General features: G+C 36.1%; 16 protein-coding genes and 1 other RNA gene. 5 read left to right on the forward strand and 12 right to left on the reverse strand.

Annotated features, from left to right (window positions below):
• Positions 1-137: 137 nt before the first annotated feature.
• Positions 138-2717, forward strand: coding sequence for a phosphoenolpyruvate carboxylase (locus ACT9TX_RS06890; RefSeq protein WP_481337524.1), 2580 nt, complete (start codon positions 138-140; stop codon positions 2715-2717).
• Positions 2718-2798: 81 nt separating this feature from the next.
• Here ACT9TX_RS06890 and ACT9TX_RS06895 read toward each other — a convergent pair whose 3' ends face one another.
• From ACT9TX_RS06895 to ACT9TX_RS06905, 3 genes are all read right to left on the reverse strand, one after another.
• Entirely contained in the window at positions 2799-3917 is a 1119-nt protein-coding gene (locus ACT9TX_RS06895) for a lactonase family protein (RefSeq protein WP_481337525.1), read from the reverse strand.
• A gap of 115 nt (positions 3918-4032) precedes the next feature.
• A complete protein-coding gene (locus tag ACT9TX_RS06900) occupies positions 4033-4755 on the reverse strand; it encodes a YebC/PmpR family DNA-binding transcriptional regulator (protein WP_481337527.1) in 723 nt (240 codons plus the stop codon).
• Positions 4756-4963: 208 nt separating this feature from the next.
• Entirely contained in the window at positions 4964-6445 is a 1482-nt protein-coding gene (locus ACT9TX_RS06905; RefSeq protein WP_481337528.1) for an amino acid permease, read from the reverse strand.
• Between the two features lie 232 nt (positions 6446-6677).
• Between ACT9TX_RS06905 and ACT9TX_RS06910 the strand changes: the two genes are divergently transcribed.
• The 3 genes from ACT9TX_RS06910 (at position 6678) to fsa (ending at position 8163) form a co-directional block, all read left to right on the forward strand.
• The gene (locus tag ACT9TX_RS06910) at positions 6678-7205 is read left to right on the forward strand and encodes a methylated-DNA--[protein]-cysteine S-methyltransferase (protein WP_481337529.1); all 528 of its coding nucleotides are present in this window, start codon (positions 6678-6680) and stop codon (positions 7203-7205) included.
• A 133-nt stretch (positions 7206-7338) separates the two neighbouring features.
• Positions 7339-7438, forward strand: an RNA gene (gene ffs, locus ACT9TX_RS06915) — signal recognition particle sRNA small type.
• Between the two features lie 71 nt (positions 7439-7509).
• Positions 7510-8163, forward strand: a complete 654-nt coding sequence (gene fsa / locus ACT9TX_RS06920; RefSeq protein ID WP_481337530.1) for a fructose-6-phosphate aldolase — start codon at positions 7510-7512, stop codon at positions 8161-8163.
• Between the two features lie 71 nt (positions 8164-8234).
• Here fsa and trhO read toward each other — a convergent pair whose 3' ends face one another.
• Positions 8235-9275 (reverse strand): oxygen-dependent tRNA uridine(34) hydroxylase TrhO, encoded by a 1041-nt coding sequence (gene trhO / locus ACT9TX_RS06925; RefSeq protein ID WP_481337532.1) that lies wholly within the window; start codon positions 9273-9275, stop codon positions 8235-8237.
• A 70-nt stretch (positions 9276-9345) separates the two neighbouring features.
• On the opposite strand from trhO, the gene ACT9TX_RS06930 reads away from it, so the two are divergent.
• On the forward strand, positions 9346-9540 hold the full coding sequence (locus tag ACT9TX_RS06930) for a hypothetical protein (protein ID WP_481337533.1): 195 nt from the start codon (positions 9346-9348) through the stop codon (positions 9538-9540).
• A gap of 371 nt (positions 9541-9911) precedes the next feature.
• Here the strand turns inward: ACT9TX_RS06930 and ACT9TX_RS06935 are convergent, their stop codons facing one another.
• From ACT9TX_RS06935 to rplK, 8 genes are all read right to left on the reverse strand, one after another.
• Entirely contained in the window at positions 9912-12350 is a 2439-nt protein-coding gene (locus tag ACT9TX_RS06935) for a DUF5686 and carboxypeptidase regulatory-like domain-containing protein (RefSeq protein ID WP_481337534.1), read from the reverse strand.
• A 207-nt stretch (positions 12351-12557) separates the two neighbouring features.
• Positions 12558-12794 carry a hypothetical protein gene (locus ACT9TX_RS06940; RefSeq protein ID WP_481337535.1) on the reverse strand — a complete coding sequence of 79 codons (237 nt, stop codon included), beginning with the start codon at positions 12792-12794 and terminating at the stop codon, positions 12558-12560.
• A gap of 252 nt (positions 12795-13046) precedes the next feature.
• Entirely contained in the window at positions 13047-13394 is a 348-nt protein-coding gene (locus ACT9TX_RS06945; RefSeq protein WP_481337536.1) for a hypothetical protein, read from the reverse strand.
• A 34-nt stretch (positions 13395-13428) separates the two neighbouring features.
• On the reverse strand, positions 13429-15891 hold the full coding sequence (locus tag ACT9TX_RS06950) for a penicillin acylase family protein (protein WP_481337537.1): 2463 nt from the start codon (positions 15889-15891) through the stop codon (positions 13429-13431).
• 125 nt (positions 15892-16016) lie between these two features.
• Positions 16017-16388 carry a 50S ribosomal protein L7/L12 gene (gene rplL / locus ACT9TX_RS06955; RefSeq protein ID WP_481337538.1) on the reverse strand — a complete coding sequence of 124 codons (372 nt, stop codon included), beginning with the start codon at positions 16386-16388 and terminating at the stop codon, positions 16017-16019.
• Positions 16389-16565: 177 nt separating this feature from the next.
• Entirely contained in the window at positions 16566-17105 is a 540-nt protein-coding gene (rplJ, locus tag ACT9TX_RS06960) for a 50S ribosomal protein L10 (RefSeq protein ID WP_481337539.1), read from the reverse strand.
• A gap of 61 nt (positions 17106-17166) precedes the next feature.
• Positions 17167-17859 (reverse strand): 50S ribosomal protein L1, encoded by a 693-nt coding sequence (gene rplA / locus ACT9TX_RS06965; protein WP_481337540.1) that lies wholly within the window; start codon positions 17857-17859, stop codon positions 17167-17169.
• A 27-nt stretch (positions 17860-17886) separates the two neighbouring features.
• Positions 17887-18339, reverse strand: coding sequence for a 50S ribosomal protein L11 (rplK, locus tag ACT9TX_RS06970; protein ID WP_481337541.1), 453 nt, complete (start codon positions 18337-18339; stop codon positions 17887-17889).
• Positions 18340-18389 lie beyond the last annotated feature (50 nt).

Consider the following 18389-nt stretch of genomic DNA (forward strand, 5'->3'; position numbering starts at 1 on the left):
ACGATATTTTTTGCTGTTTTTTCATGTAAACGCTGCTAAGGTAAGAGATTATACAATAATCGTCAATAATTTTTATTATTTTTATAGCCTCGATTATTGCAGCCATAATTATTAAAACAAGATTAAACGCTATTTCTATGCACAGTGCTTCAGGACTGCAACAGTTTAAGAACTTAGTAGGCATTAAATTTCAGTTGTACAACAGCTTATTTGGCTCTTTGCCATTTCATCGAATTGAAAAAACGGGTATTTTAGCTTCGCTGTTATTGGTAAATTGTGAGGAAGGCTATAACAAAAAGCAAAGCCCAGTAGAAATTATTGATGAATTTTTTGCGAAGCAAACCACTTTTGTAAAAGATGAAGAAAAGGCCGACCAATTATTTCGCTTTGTACAATATATAGAACGCCAAGTGGTATTGTTTGATGCACTTGAAGATGCAGCTTTTACGCAAGTAAACGATATGAATGGTAAGGGTACACTTAAAAACCTTGAGTTTTTAGTAGACCAAGAAGGTGGCGCTCAAGAAGCACTTGCTAAAAAACTACAAGACTTTAATATTCAGCTGGTATTAACAGCGCATCCTACACAGTTTTATACAGGTGCTGTTTTAGGTATTATTAATGATATTTCTAAGGCAGTAAATACCAACGACGAAACCAATATTTATACCTATTTACAACAACTAGGTCGTACACCTTTTTTCCAAAAGGCAAAGCCTACACCATACGATGAAGCATTGAGTTTGTTGTGGTATTTAGAGAATATTTTTTACCCAGCTACTGGAAAAATTATCAGCAATCTTAAACGTACATACCCTGGTATGATACCTGCTGAAAATCCTTTGATTAAAATGGGCTTTTGGCCAGGTGGCGATAGAGATGGTAATCCTTTTGTAACTGCTGAAATTACAGCCCAAGTGGCAGATGCTTTGCGTATTGGTATTATCAGATGCTATTACTTAGATGTACGCAGATTAAAGCGACGCTTAACGTTTAGAGGTGTTGATGTACTGTTGAATAATTTGGAGAAAACCTTGTACGACCATTTAATTATTCCTGGCTACCAATCTGCACTGACTAAAAAAGACATTTTAGATGTGATGGAAAAAGTACGCCACTTATTAGTGTACGAACATAACAACTTGTTTATTGAGTGGGCAGAAAACTTTATTAATAAAGTACAAGTTTTCGGTTTGCATTTTGCGTCGCTAGATATTCGCCAAGATAGTAGGGTACATGTTGATGTGATTGATATTTTGGCAAAAAAGACCAATGTATTGCCTAGCAATTACGCTACATTAAGCGAAACTGAAAAGATAGATGCGCTATTTGCAATTACCGAACAACCAGATAGTAGTGTGTTAACTGATAGTGTACATAAAGACACGCTCAAAGTAATTGGAACCATTAAAGACATTCAAAAAGCCAATGGTGAACAAGGTTGTAACCGATACATCATTAGCCAATGTAATAGCGCTGTGAATGTAATAGAAGTGTATGGCTTGTTCTTAATGGGTGGCTGGAAAGCTGAAGAATTAAGTGTCGATATTGTGCCACTATTTGAAACAGTAGATGACTTACAAGCAGCAGCAGAAATAATGAAAACTTTGTACGAGCATCCATTGTACAGCCAACATTTACAGCGTCGTGGCAAAAAGCAAACCATCATGGTGGGCTTTAGCGATGGTACAAAAGATGGTGGTTATTTGATGGCCAATTGGAGCATTTATAAAGCCAAAGAAGAACTATCTGCTATTTCTAAACAATACAATATAGATGTGGTATTTTTTGATGGTCGTGGTGGCCCGCCAGCTCGTGGTGGTGGTAAAACGCACCAGTTTTATGCATCAATGGGTAAAAATATTGCCAATAAAGAAATTCAATTAACCATTCAAGGGCAAACGGTAAGTAGCAATTTTGGTACGGTTGATACGGCTCAGTTTAATATGGAGCAACTGCTAAATGCTGGCTTAACCAACAATATTACTGCGGCTAAAGAAATTACCATTTCTGAAAAATCAGAGGCATTGGTAAAATCGCTTGCTGAGAAAAGCTTTAAAAGCTATATTCAACTAAAAGAGCACCCATATTTTGCCGATTATTTAAGCCATGCAAGTGCTTTGCGTTTTTATGCGCAAACCAATATTGGTAGCCGTCCTGCAAAACGTGGTGGTGGTACCAAACTAAGTTTGAAAGACCTTAGAGCCATACCATTTGTAGGCGCTTGGAGTCAATTAAAACAAAACGTAACAGGCTACTATGGGCTAGGTACAGCCATGCAGCAAATAGAAGCAGAAGGCAAGTGGGAAGAATTGGCTTCGCTTTACCGTAAATCTTTGTTCTTTAAAACTTTGCTTGATAACTCTGAAATGGCCATGCAAAAATGCTTCTTCCCATTAACCGCATTTTTAAAAGACCACAAACAATACGGCGAAATTTGGAACATGGTGCACGATGAATACGAACTCACCAAAAAATACCTGCTAAAATTATCTGGCAATACCACTTTAATGGAAGATTTTCCAGTAGACCAGTTGTCGGTGCAAATGCGTGAACGCATCGTGTTGCCATTGGTAACCATACAGCAATATGCCATTACCAAAGTGCGCCAGCTAGAAGAAGGCTTAATCACTAACGCACCTATAAAAGCCACTTACGAAAAGCTAGCCATGCGTTGCAGTTTCGGTATTATTAATGCCGGTAGAAACTCAGCGTAGTATAAATATAATTATTTAAAATAAAAATATATTGCGACTTATCTTCGCTATAAAAACCTATAAATAGGTATTTTTTTATTATTATTCAGCCGCCAATAACTTCAAACAGCTAGGATTACCAGTTTCAAATTGGCTGTTATAAGTAAGTAAACCTGTAGCTTTATCTCTTTTAAAGATGATAACACTGTCAGAATTTTGATTGGCTACTAACAAGAAATTACCTGTAGGATCGACAATGAAATTGCGAGGCGTTTTGCCTTTGGTTGGCTCTAAACCGATGTATTTTAATGTGCCATTAATAGCATCTACACTGTAAATAACGATGTTGTTGTAGCTGCCGCGGTTGGTAGCGTATAAAAATTTACCATCGGGTGAACAATGAATATCACCACTACCTTTGTCAAGACGAGCACTTGTATCGGTGCTTATTGTTTGCACATTTTGGATGCCCTTTTTATAGTCAAAAACGTCAATTGTACCCTTCAATTCATTAATTACATACATCAGTTTTTGTGTAGGATGAAAAGCGGTATGCCTAGGACCATTGCCTGCAACCGAGTAAATAACAGAATCAGCAGCGGGTGTAAAAGGTGTAGTTTTATTAACAGGATTGAAGTTGTAAATATTAATTTTATCAGTACCCAAATCGTTGGTAAAAAGCTGTTTTTCATCTGGCGAGAAAACTGCCATGTGTGCATGTGGCTCTTTTTGGCGCTGCACATTTACGCTGCTACCTGTGTGCTGAAAGAGTTGCTTTAGCGTGTCTATTGAACCGTTTTTCTTAAGGTTTAATACACTTACGCTACCGCTAGCATAGTTGGCTGTTACAAGCCATTTGTTCGCTTTATCTACACTTATATAACAAGGGCCATTACCACTAAGTAATGCTTGGTTAAGCGATGTTAGTGTACCAGTTTTTTTATCAAAAGTAAAAGCGCTTGCAAAGCCTTGCCTGCCTTTACCAGCTTCATTAGCGCTGTATAGATATTTACCATTGGCACCAATTGCTAGGTAAGATGGATTGTCTGATTTTACCTTGCTTACAAATTGCACACTACCATCTGAGGCGTTGAATTTATACACACTAATACCTTCGTTTTTACCAGCTGTGTAACCGCCTACAAATAAGTAATAGTTGGTACTTTGACTAAAAACGGCAGTAACAATGAACAATAAAAGCGAGGTTGCAATAATACGCATGGCAATAGCTATTTTTATTTGTGATTTAATGATTTGAATGAGAGCGATGATTGTTAGTTTGATTGACGTCGCAGAGAACAATCATTATCCTCATTCAAATCATTACAATCATCGGTTAACCCATATTATGAAACACCTTGTTCACGTCTTCATCTTGTTCTAGGCGCTCAATTAATTTACTAATGTCTTCTGCTTGTTCATCAGTAACAGGCACTGTGGTTGTAGGTATCCATTCTAGCTCAGCGCTCAATGGTGTAATACCTTTATCCTCAAGTGCTTTTTGTAAGTTACCAAAATCGGTAAATGCACAACGCAATACCAATACTTCAGTACCGTCATCGTTGGTGCTTTCACCCAATTCGTCTAAGCCGTGGTCTATCAATTCAAGCTCAAGTTCATCCATATCTAAACCAGCAGGGTTCAACTTAAAGCTACCTACTTTTTTAAACTGAAAACTTACGCTACCAGTATTGCCCATAGCGCCACCACCTTTATTAAAATGGCTTTTTACATTAGCAACCGTACGTACGTGGTTGTCTGTAGCTGTTTCTACTAGCAATGCTACACCGTGAGGTGCATAGCCTTCGTACAAAATTTCTTCGTAGTTGGCAGTATCTTTACCCATTGCACGTTTAATGGCCGCTTCTACACGGTCTTTAGGCATACCTACGCTTCTAGCATTTTGGTAGCATCTACGCAATGCAGGGTTAGTTGCAGGATCAGGACCACTTGCTTTTACAGCAATCACAATTTCTTTACCTATACGGGTAAACTGTTTTGCCATCCTATCCCAACGGGCAAACATGGTGGCCTTTCTAACTTCAAAAATCCTTCCCATAAATTATTATCTATTTTGACGTCTGAAATATTTTGGTAACCAGCAGCAGATTATCTATTGACCGTCTGTTGCGTCGCACACTTGTACGCTTGAAGCTATATGCAGCAAAGCGGCGGCAAAAATAAGGTAGTTCAGCCTTATCATCAACCTATAAAAACAGCCCCACTTTTTTAAGTGAGGCTGTTAATTAATATTCTAAGAAATAAGCTTATTGTTTTTCAGGATTACCAAGTTTGCTATTCTTACGGCTGTAACCAAAATAAATTACAAAACCAATAGCTAACCAACCAAATAATCTAGCCCAGTTTGTCCAACCTAAACCATAAATCATTGCACCACAAACTACAATACCCAAAATAGGTACTAATGGAACTAGTGGAGTTTTAAATTCACGTTTTAATTCAGGATTAGTTTTACGCAACACAATTACAGCAACGCAAACTAACATAAAGGCAAATAAAGTACCGATACTAGTCATATCACCAACAATATCGCCAGGTACAAAAGCAGCAAATAAACCAACTAATATTAAGATGAATAAACTTGCTTTGTATGGTGTTTGATATTTAGGGTGAACAGCACTAAACGCTTTTGGCAATAAACCATCTTTACTCATTGAATAGAATACTCTTGACTGACCTAATAACATCACTAGTATTACAGATGAGAAACCACCTAAAATAGCAACAGTTACAAGTTTACCTAACCAACCGTAACCCATCATGTATTTATTTATAGCAAACACAACTGATGCTTCTTTTCCAGAAGTTCTAAAGTCTTCTGTTGTAGCCATACCAGTAAGTACGTGAGCAAATAGAATGTACAAAACAGTACAAATTGCCAATGAACCTAAAATACCAATTGGCATATCACGTTTAGGGTTTTTAGCTTCTTGTGCGGCAGTACTTACTGCATCAAACCCAATAAAGGCAAAGAATACCACACCAGCAGCACCCAATATACCCATAATGCCACCAAAGTTGTGAGAGATACCTTGATGATCTGTATAAGTACTTGCAGGCGGTATGTAAGGGGTGTGATTTGCAGGGTTAATAAAGCCCCAACCAAACACAATAATTAGTATTACAATACTTACTTTGGTGATAACGATAATACCATTTACAATAGCAGACTCTTGCGTACCTTTAATCAGTAACATAGTTAAAGCCGCTACAATAAATAAAGCTGGTAGGTTAATCATACCATGACTTAAACCATCAACACTATGTTCAAAAGGTGAGTGACACCATTTATAAGGTATAGCACTCATTCCAAACACGTTTACTAATAAATTATTCAAATACTCACTCCATGCAATACCTACTGTTGCAGCACCTACCGCATATTCAAGTATTAAATCCCAACCAATTATCCAAGCTACCAATTCGCCCATAGTAGCGTAGCTATATGTGTAAGCACTACCAGCAATAGGTATAGATGAAGATAACTCAGCATAACATAAGCCAGCTAATGCACAACCAATAGCAGCAACAATGAAGCCTAGTGTCACAGATGGTCCTGCATTTTGTGCAGCCGCAGAAGCAGTTCTTACAAATAATCCTGCACCTATAATGGCGCCTATTCCTAGGGCAATTAAAGAGCCAGCACCCAAAGTTTTTTTCAAACCTTTTTCGCTATCACCAGCTTCAGCCATTAAAACACTCAGTGGTTTTTTTACAAATAAACTCATAAAGGGATAGTTAAGTTTTCGTGATTTTTATTTTCGGCAAAATAGGCAATTCTATCTTTCGGCAAACATTTCTTTTATGATGGGTAAAGATATTTTTTAAGTCACTTCAACTTTTTAATTATAATTTAGAGTAAATATGGTTTAGAAGTCAATGTTCACAATACTTATCTAACAAAAACGTTCTAAAATATTGATGTTGTGGCGCTTGTAATTTCAAATTAAAAAATTAGCGATGGCTGTTACTCTAAGTTCTACCAAAACAGGTCAAGACATTTACTACACCTATTACGAAAGTCCAGTAGGGCTACTAAAAATTGGCGGTACAGATACTTATATTAATGAACTGAGCTTTGTTGATAATAGACACCAAATTTCGCATGGCGAGCCAGGCATTAGCGATGTTATTCATTACTGCACAGAACAACTCATTGAATTTTTTCAAGGCCGCAGACGCACATTTGACATTCCTATTCACCAAGATGGTACAGAATTCCAAAAACGTGTTTGGAACGAACTCTTGGCCATTAATTTTGGCAAAACAATTAGCTACTTAGACCTTGCTAAACAGTTGGGCGATCCAAAATGTATCAGAGCGGCAGCAACTACTAATGGTAAAAATAATATTGCGATAATTGTGCCTTGCCACAGAGTTATTGGCACAGACAAAAGCCTAACAGGCTATGCTGGCGGCCTTTGGCGAAAGAAATGGTTGCTACAACATGAGTTTAGACTACAAAATGGCATACAAACGCTATTTTAAAGAACAATGTCTTATTGACAATTAAAATTGCAATCAGTTGCATTTTTTGATGTAATGTCATAGAACTTATAAAAGATTCTCAAAAAAAGAGAATTATTATTTTGCCAATACATCTCATCCCTTACATTTGCAGCGGCAGGCCTTACACGACCAGCTCCTGTTGAACCTCCCCAGGGTAGGAATACAGCAAGGATAGACGGTTGTAGCGGTGCGATGGAAGTAGTCTGCCACTTTTTTCCTCTTAATCCCATCGAGGGATTTCTCAGATTTCTCTTCGAATTTTTCACATCCGCAAATAAGATTTATGAAATTTTTTATTGACACAGCTAATCTTGCTCAAATTAAAGAAGCAAATGACCTTGGTATATTGGATGGTGTAACTACCAATCCATCGTTAATGGCCAAAGAAGGTATTAAAGGTGTAGAAGCACAAATGCAACACTATAAAACCATTTGCGACTTAGTAGACGGCGATATTAGCGCTGAAGTTTTATCTACCACTTACGAAGAAATGGTTGCAGAAGGTAAATTATTGGCAGCTATTCACCCAAACATTGTGGTAAAAATACCAATGATTAAAGATGGCATTAAAGCTATTAAATACTTTACAGATAACGGTATTAAAACCAACTGTACTTTAATTTTCAGTGCTGGTCAAGCTATATTAGCTGCTAAAGCAGGTGCTACTTACATCTCTCCATTTATTGGCCGTATTGACGATAGCGGTTGGGATGGCATTCAACTAATTCAGCAAATTTCTAACATTTACACCATGCAAGGATTTGAGTCTCAAATCTTAGCAGCTTCTATTCGTAGTGCTAATCATATTATTCAATGTGCTGAAGCAGGTGCTGATGTTTGTACTTGCCCATTAGAGCCAATTTTAGGTTTATTAAAACATCCATTAACAGATATTGGCTTAGCGAAATTTTTAGAAGATGCTAAAAAGAACAGCTAATCATTAATAAGCTAAAACAAAAAATCCATTCGTAGTTGCGAATGGATTTTTTGTTTATTACATTACTTGTGTTAAGCATCTTCACCAAGCCTTGGCCTTAATCTTGCCTTAGCTTTATTAAACACTTGATTACCTTTATCTATACCTGCTCGTAATTTCTTTTGTTCTTCGTAAGGCATTTGAAATACTGTTTTACATTCAACTGTACAACAACCATCAAACGCTTTAACACAATCGCTACATTGTATAAACAACAAATGGCAGCCATCATTGGCACAGTTAGTATGTGTATCAGCAGGCTTGCCACATTGGTGACATTTTGCAATTACATCGTCTGTAATTCGCTCCCCTAGCCTATTGTCAAACACAAAGTTTTTACCAATAAACTTACTGTCTATACCTTCTTTTTTTATTTGTTGGGCGTAATTAATAATACCGCCTTCTAAGTGAAATACATTTTTAAATCCTTTGTGCAGCATGTAAGCACTTGCTTTTTCGCAGCGAATGCCACCAGTGCAATACATAATAATGTTCTTATCCTCGTTGCCTTTCATCATGTCAACTGCCATAGGCAATTGTTCTCTAAAGGTATCTGAAGGAATTTCCAATGCTCTGTCAAAATGCCCAACTTCATACTCGTAATGATTACGCATGTCTATCACCACCGTATCAGGGCTTTCCAATAGTTGATTCATTTCCTTAGCATTCACATATTTCCCCTTTGTATTCATGTTGAACTCAGGGTCTGCAATGCCATCGGCTACTATTTTTTCACGCACTTTAATTTTTAATACCCAAAAACTTTTACCATCATCATCTACAGCAATATTTAAACGTAAACCATTTAGTGGTTCAATACTGTATAAGAAGGTTTTAAAAGCTTCAAAATTGTTTGAAGGCACACTAATTTGTGCATTGATACCTTCATGCGCTACAAAAATTCGCCCAAACACAGATAATTCATCTAAATGCTTGTACAAATAATCTCTAAATTCTTTGGGATTTTCAATTGGGAAATAATTGTAGAAACTGATAGTGGTTCTTGGTTCAGTTTCTTGCAACATTAGTTGCTTCAACTCTTCGTTGTTGATACGATTGTATAAGGCTGCCATAAATAAAATTTTATGAACCCGCTTGCAGGGCAGGTAAAATTCAAACACAAATTAAAGCCAATTTCACGAATTGCACGAATTGAAAATTATTAACCATGCTTATTGTAACTATGCACAGTTATACGGTGCGAAAGACCAAGTAGGAAGCCTACCTGCACAGTTGTACAGTGCAAATAACCAAGTAGAAAGCCTACCTGCACAGTTGTATAGTGCAAATAACCAAGTAGAAAGCCTACCTGCACAGTTGCACGGTGCAAATGACTAAGTAGGAAGCCTACCTGCACAGTTGCACGGTGCAGATGACCAAGTAGGAAGCCTACCTGCACAGTTGTACAGTGCAGATGACCAAGTAGACTCACAATCGCAAGTAGTGATTAAATAAAAACTATCTGCTATTGGGAAAAGCAAGCTGAAAACATTGTTTAATATTACCTACCAATAGCTATCGGTAGATGTTTCACAATGCTGCGAAGCAAACAGGACGTACAAATGTAGATGCTTCGTAAACTTCAGCACAGGCTACACAAAAGTTAAATAGTAGTAATACAGTTGGTTTACAAATTGATTATTTAAAATTGTGCATAGTGGTTTATAAATACAAAATGTGATGAGTAAATGATATGCCGAAGGCACTATTTACCCTCTTCTACCAAACAATGGTAATGCAACACGAATACCAGTAGCATTATTACCATTTGCATCAAAGCTTTTAATCGCATCCACTCTAAGCACTTTGAATATGTTTTCTATGCCAAAAAATGCCTCATAATAATTTTTATTGGGGTTGATGTATAAACCATTACCACCTACTACAAAAAACCAATTCCATTTGCGCAGCAAAGGAATTTTATTGGTAATTAAGCCGTTTAAATGATATTCAATATGCGCTTCACCATAGGTTTTAGCAGTATTGCTGTACTGATAATAAGGCATTAACTGAAAGCTGCTCATGTATGTATTTGCCAAAACAGTTTCATTACCCAAGAAATGGTTGTAATCAACTATCGTTAACTTTTTGGCATTAATAAAACCACCCGCAGCTAATCGATAACTAAATCTGCCACCAATTTTAAAGTCTAGATTATCAGATATTGACAATTTCCATTTGGTATAATCAACATCGCTACCAAAAATATCTGCGAAACCTTTGGTGATGTTGAGGTTAAAGGTTGGATATTTTGAACCTAGAGCCACTTTTCTATCAGGCAGCTCAATGTATTTTGCGCCAGGGCGCCAAGTAATATTTACACTAGCAGATAAAGCTTGATGTGCAGTAAAATTGCTTGCAACAATATTAGTAGGATAATTAGGTGTAAATGCCTTGCCTTTTAAACTATCAATGGTATTTTCCAATGGCTTTCTATCTTGAAACTGAGCTGATAAGCCAATGGTAAATCCATCACCTAAGCCTTTGCTGTAGCTAATTTTAGCAAAAGCTGCTTCGTAAATTTTTATATGGTTGTGCTGCCAATAGTAAGCAGCTAAGGTGTTATTAAATTCTTCTATTGGATTCGCATTATCAAACTGAAATACCTTTTGCCCAGCACTTATTGATACATTATTAAAGTATTTTTTACCAAAACTATAATCAGTATTTACGTAAGCATTAAAATGTTTGTTAGAAAATCCATAGCGAAGAACTGGCTCTATCGTTAAATTTTTTCTGCCTTCAAACTGCTTATTGTATTTGATATTGTATTCAAAATGTCTGCCTTCTACAGGATTGTACAACACACCTACTAGATTAATTAAAGGGCTAAACGTGAGGTTCTCTTTTTTACGCTCTTTACCAAAATTCATTCCTGTAAGCAGTAGCTTATTAGCAGTAATTTTATTCCGAACTTTATCTAAACTGTCTAAATATTTAGGGTCCTTGCGCACTTGTTCAAGGCTGTCTTTCTTTTTATAATCTTTTATTTCTGCTTCTAACAATGGTACAGGCCTAATACTATCCCAATATGCCATTGATTTTTTATTAGCACTATCAAATATTTTAAGGATTGTATTGTCAAAAAACTTCTTTTTAAACTGAGGTTCTAGTTCAAAGTTTTCGTACACCTGCAAAAAACTACCAAAAAAGTCGAAGCCAAAAATTTTGCCGGCAGGCTGAATAACTTGCTGTTTAATAACCCAAGTATCTTTTATTGGCACATACAATTGCTCTAATACAAGCGTATCTAATAACTGCATTTGTTGCTCTTTTAAAATAGTAAGCTGTACACTTTGCAAGCGCCATTCGTTTTCAATAATAGTGATATAACCAGCAAACAATGGTTCGTACTTACGTTTAGGTATCACTTTAATGCGGCTTATTTCTTTGCCATTTTCATAAAATGTACCTTCAAAATGGTATTTGTAGAAGTTCAATGCGTTATCAGCAATTGGCGAAATAAAACCACGTGGGTTTAAGCCCCTACCAATTGGTACAATATTGCTATATAAAGAAATAATGGAAGGACTAGAAAAGCCAAAACCACTGCTGTTACCACTTACTTTGGTTGATAGCACTTCAATTTTTCTGTCCTTATCACTTTTCGAATATTTTGCTAAGGTTTCAGATAAAAAAATCATTTTGCGCTTGCTGGTATCACCATCCTCAAAGTCTACTTTTTCTCCCATAAACTTTTTAGGATAATTGCGCAGTTGCATCTGACCTTTTATATAAACCTGGCACTCAAATTTTTGATTTTCATCTTCATAAAAACTGCGCTTTTTAATAGCTTTTCTAATAATAGCATAGGCAGGATCTTCAGCACCTGTTTTAACCACCACTTCAGATAGCTGGTATTGCTGTTCTGATAAAACAAAGTTCACTTCAACATCGGTAGTAACAGTAACTGCTTGCTCAACAGATTGATAACCAACATGCTGGCATACCAAAGTGTATTTACCATTATTTAAATTAAGGCTAAAAATACCTTTTGCATTGGCTGTAGTAGCTTTTGCAGAACCTTTTACCAAAATAGAACTGTACGGTAAAACGTTCCCTTTTGAATCTTTTACTGTACCGGTAATAATACCTGCTAATAGGGAAGTAGGCAACAATAAAAATAGCAGTGATATAATCTGTTTCATAAGTAATGGTTAGTACGAATGTACTTTACAATTTGTTACACTTTTGTTATACCAAGATGGAAATTCAATTTTATAAAAACACTTAGCTTGAAACGAAAACGTTACACCAAACACCCAATTGTAATGATAAACATACAATGACTTGCAAAAAAAATCCGTCGCTTCTCTGCAACGGATTCGTAATTATTTTTAGCATTTTTAAATGTACTAGCTTCTACTCAGTTGATTAGAAGCTTCTTTCTCAGAAATTTTATCATTTAAGTAGATACCATAAGCTGTACCTGCAAGAAAAGTAACAACACCAATAAGCAAAAAAACAACAAATAAAATACTGATGTCAAAATCAATAGCCAAAAGAACAGGTAAACTAAAAACTGGCATTTTATTGCTAAATGATGTAATACCGTGGAAAAGGTTGCTTGATGTAAATTTAAGGGGGCTCATACAAATCTTTTTTACTTTGAAACGAAAATTAGTTGATTGCTTTATGGTTTTGCCATTTAGGCATTAATCATAGAAAGGATCAATTTTTCGGTTTTCGGTAAATTAGATTTTAGAGATATAGTTATACAAAGGAAATGGATTTATGTAAATAACTGCTTATTAAAGGGTTGTCCCAAATCACGAATTCAAATATAGAAATAAAACTCTTTTTTTAATTGTTTATTATTCAAAACTTTAAATTTTAAGGGAATTTTAAGGTTTTTTAATAAAACTACCAGTTAAGGCCCCTAATCCACCTAATAAGCCACCTACAATTCCAGTGATTATAACCAATAGCACAACATTACCTTTAAGTGGTAAAATGCTAGCTACTTTGGTAGATAACAAATGTTCATTTGGAATGTCTTTTACTAAAGACCAAATAACCCATAGTAAAAACAGAGCAACAAAGCCGCTAAAAAATGATTTAGGTGGATTTTGCTTTATAATAATCGATATTATAAAAGCTATGGCGACAAAACTATACCAAGGCAAGAAGCTAACTAAGCTTACTAGCCAGCAAGCAATAGCAGTTATTATTATTGAAAGAATAAATTTCATGTTGAATTGTTATGATTGATTTTGACAAGAATAATTATGCATTATTAAAACTAATATGCCACTTAATCTGACTATTTTTTGCAGACGCATCCTTTTTTATAAATAATAATTTATAATATTTACCAGCTGCCCAATAGTTAATAAACGTATCGTAATACTTACTTCCAGGATTACCACTTTGTCCACCAGGATACAACCCATAAGCTTCAACAGTGTCAGTCAAATGTACAATCATTCGCCAGCTTGGCCCATGTTCTGGCTTAGTGGCATTAATGCTATAACTACCGCCACCATTAATTACATGCAACTTGCTTAAAGCATCAATTTTAGTAAAGTGAAAAATTTTTGTGTCTTTAAAATTACCCCAAACAAGTTTGTTATCTTTTTCTAAAGTTGTAGCCAATTTTGCTACCCGTTTAAAAGCATCTAAAGCTATATCAGCCATTGTTTCTTTCACATTTTTGGTAGTAATATTATCAGCAAATGCGTAATTACCTTTATTCTTAATCAACGCTTCTAGCAAAGTACTTTCATACGGTCTTCTCAATGGTAAAGTACTTAATGTGTATTCATCATTGTATACCAAAGTCATTGCAGTATCCCACCAATTTTTAAAAAAAGTTGCACCTTTAGCATCAGGCGTATTTTTTAAGTCCCACGATTTTACGATATCAAAATATTTCTTTTCTTCTACACTCAATTTTGCAATATCTATTAATGGCAGCAGTAGAGGCATAGCTTCTTGGGCAAACATATTATCATCGTTCGTTTGCATCAATTGCATGTCACCCACAGTGATGTTCTGCATAGCAGCTAATTTTTTATTAATAATCAAGCCACGATAAATAGGAAAATTACCTGCTTCACCTAAATAGTAAGGATAGGTTTTATCTACTGCCATTTGATTAGCACTACTTACAAAACCTCTAGCAGGATTAAACATTTGAGCATTCTCAGCATTTGGAATAATGCCCTGCCACATATAACTACTATCTGTGCCTGGCATTACAAACTCGCCTTGATGTGTCCATTTTGCTACAAAAGCCCCTTGCTGCCGAATAGCAATATCACCTGTTTTAGAAGCAAACACAAAATTCTGACCAGGACATTGATAGGTGGCAATTGCATCTATATAGTCATTATAATTCTTCGCTCTATCTAATTTGTAAAAAGTACGTAACTCATTACTCGCATCATGGGCTTTCCATTTTACAGCATAACACTTGTCTGTTTTATTTATTGCAGGATAATGTTTATCGTACATCACTAGACCAAATACAGTAATAGCAATGGTTTCTACATCATCTGGCTTACCTTTTACTTTAATAATTTCTTTTCTAAATTCAGATTTTTTCCATGCACCATTAAACCAATATTCCTGCATAGTGCTGTCTTTGAATTTAATTTCGTAAAAATCTTTTACGTCTCTACCTGCATTGGTAACGCCCCATGCACAGCTATCGTTAAACCCAATAATTACAGCTGGCGAGCCAGGAAAAGATGCCCCATATGTACTATGTGTAGGTGTTGTAATTTGTACCTCATACCATAAAGAAGGCAGGTTTAAACCCAAATGCGGATCGTTACACAAAATAGGTCTGCCACTTTTGGTTTTACTGCCAGCAACAGCCCAGTTGTTGCTACCATTATCTTTATCTGGAACAACAGGTAAGTTAACTTTAAACGAATCACTGTTGCCAATGTATAAGCTATCATAACTTGCTGGTGCTTTTACAGTAATACTTGGCTTCGCAAATGTGGTTCCTTTGGGTACAATTGGATCCAACGAATCCATGACAGCAGGGAACAACTGACGGTAAGTATCTATACCAAAGAAGTTTTTAGTATTGGTATGCAAAAAATCATCTTCACCACCACCAGCAAGATCAAAACTCATAAGCTTTAAAAACAAAGCAGACTTTAAGTTAGTCCACTGCTCTGGCTTGTAGTTCATTAACTTGTATTCAAAAGGTATATCGCTTGGCTTTAATTGATTGATATAACTATTAATACCAGCAGTATAAGCATCCATCATGGTTTTGGTTTCTGCATCTGCTTCCATAGACTTCAGGCTATTTTCTGCACCATATAGTAAGCCAAGTCTGCGTAAATATTTATCAGTAGGCAGCTTACTTTCATCGGTAATTTCACTTAACCTACCTGCAGCAATGTAGGTTTGAAACTCCATTTGCCACAGCCTAAATTTTGCATGTAAAAAGCCTTGTACAAAATAGGCATCTGCATCGTTTTCGGCATAAATATGTGGTACTAATCGGTCATCAAAATATACCTCAGTCGTACTTTTAATCCCTTTAATTTTTATGTTATCGTCAAATGAAACATTTGCTGGCTCAGCATTTTGCCAAAAACCAGTTTGTGGTGAGAGAAAATATCCCAGACGAGGTGACTTGGTTTTGCCCAAAGGCAATTGCACATTTAAAGCAGTAACCAAAGCAATTGTGACAACAGCAGACACAGTAAAAGGTATGTAGCGCATAGCAATCAATTAAGGCATTGAAAGTACAAAAAAGCCAATTAGAAAATCAAGAAAAGTATGAAAACAAAAATCCCTAGCAACTTGCGTTACTAGGGACTTTTAAACTATGTAAGTAAGTACTAAAATTATTTAATTTCAACTTCAGCACCTGCTTCTTTCAATTTAGCAGCGATATCATCAGCTTCTGCTTTAGATACACCTTCTTTAACTGCTTTAGGAGCGCCATCAACTAAATCTTTAGCTTCTTTCAAACCTAAGCCAGAAAGATCTTTAACGATTTTAACTACAGTTAACTTGCTTGCACCACCGCTAACTAAGATAACGTCAAATGCAGTTTTTTCTTCTACCGCTTCAGCAGCAGCAGCAGCAGGACCTGCTACAACAGCAGCAGCAGCTGGTTCAATACCGTACTCAGTTTTTAAAATGTTTGCTAACTCTTGTACGTCTTTTACGGTTAAGCTTACTAAACTTTCAGCTAAGGCTTTAATATCTGCCATAATGTTTAATTTTTTCCGGCTTCATGTTCGCTATTAGCGAATCCGACGGAGGTTTAAAAAAATTTAATTTGCCCCAACCCTAAAGGGAGTTCGAAAACTCACAATTGAGGTGGATGTATTTGGAAAAATAATTCCCGATTTAAATGTCCTAGTTATTCCCCTTTAGGGGCTAGGGGTTTATTCAGCTGCTGCCGCTTCTGCTGCAACTTCAGTTGTAGCTTCTGCTTTGCCTTCGTGATGGTGCAATAAGGCAGCCAATACACGTTTAGCAGGGCTTTGTAATAAGCCGATAACTTCACCAATTAATTCATTCTTAGTCTTAATGCTAGTTAATGCTGTTAATTGATTATCGCCTACAAATACATCACCATTAATATAAGCAGCTTTTAAAACTGGCTTTTCACCTTTGCTTTCTTTACGGAAAGAAGAGATAATTAAAGCTGGTTCTTTAGGGTTTTCAGAAAACATTAAAGCTGTTACTTTATGCAAACTGTCGTAAACACCAGCATATTTTTCAGCATCTAATCCTTCTAGAGCTTTTTTAATCAAAGTGTTTTTAGCCACTTTCATTTCCACCTGTTTGTTAAAACAAGTACGGCGTAATTGGCCAACTTGTGCAACAGTTAAGGCTTCTGTATCAGTAACATAAAAGTTACTATATTGACTGAACTTCTCTTTAAGAACCTCAATCACTTCATTTTTTTCTTGTTTAGTCATAACTAATTTTTATTGGAAACCCGGGTCACTTTATGGCTGTTGCCAGCAATAATCACCAGGATTAGTTTGATAATGATTTAATGTCTAATGAAATACCAGGCCCCATTGAACTAGCCATGCTTGCAGCTTTAAGGTAAGTACCTTTAGATGTAGCAGGTTTTAATTTAATGATAGCGCTAATTAGTTCAGAACTATTTTCAGCTAATTTTTCTGGTGTAAAAGAGATACGACCAATTGATGCGTGTACAATACCAGCTTTATCTACTTTAAAGGCAATTTTACCACCTTTAACCTCGTTTACAGCAGCAGCAACGTCATTAGTCACAGTACCAGTTTTAGGGTTTGGCATTAAGTTACGTGGACCTAACACTTTACCTAATTTACCAATCTTAGGCATTACAGATGGTGTAGCGATGATAACATCAACATCAGTCCAGCCACCTTCAATTTTTTGGATAAATTCGTCCAAACCAACAAAATCAGCACCTGCTTCTTTAGCAGCCGCTTCTTTATCTGGTGTACAAAGTACCAATACTTTTTTAGTTTTACCTGTACCATGTGGCAACGAAACCGTACCACGTACTTGTTGGTCAGCTTTTTTAGGATCAACACCTAAACGAAGGTGTAAATCAACAGAGCTATCAAATTTTGTGCAGTTAGTATCTTTTACTAATGCTGTTGCTTCCTTAAGGGTGTAATTTTTATTTTTATCCACCTTTGTATTTGCAACCTTTCTTTTTTTAGTCAACGACATTTTTTGAATGATTTAAAAGGTGAATAATTAATTTTTTTCCCAAGGTGCTTGGCCATCAACAGTTACACCCATGCTGCGAGCAGTACCAGCAACCATTTTCATAGCGCTTTCAAGTGTAAAACAGTTAAGATCAGGCATTTTGTCTTTAGCAATAGCTTCAACTTGCTCCCAAGTTACTTTACCAACTTTTACACGGTTAGGTTCTTTACTACCTTGACCCACGTTAAGTTTAGCAGCTTCTAACAATTGAATTGGAGCTGGAGCAGTTTTAATAACAAAATCGAAAGATTTGTCAGTATAAACTGTAATTAAAACAGGAACAATTTTTCCTTGTTTGTCTTGAGTTCTAGCATTAAACTGCTTACAGAACTCCATAATGTTTACACCCTTAGAACCGAGTGCAGGTCCAACTGGAGGAGCAGGATTGGCTTGGCCGCCTTTCACTTGCAACTTCACGTAGCCAGAGATTTCTTTTGCCATTTTGTTTACGATTTAATTGGTTTTAGCGTTCTAACTTCACGTCAAAACTC

This window comes from Parasediminibacterium sp. HNIBRBA5674, assembly GCF_056745525.1.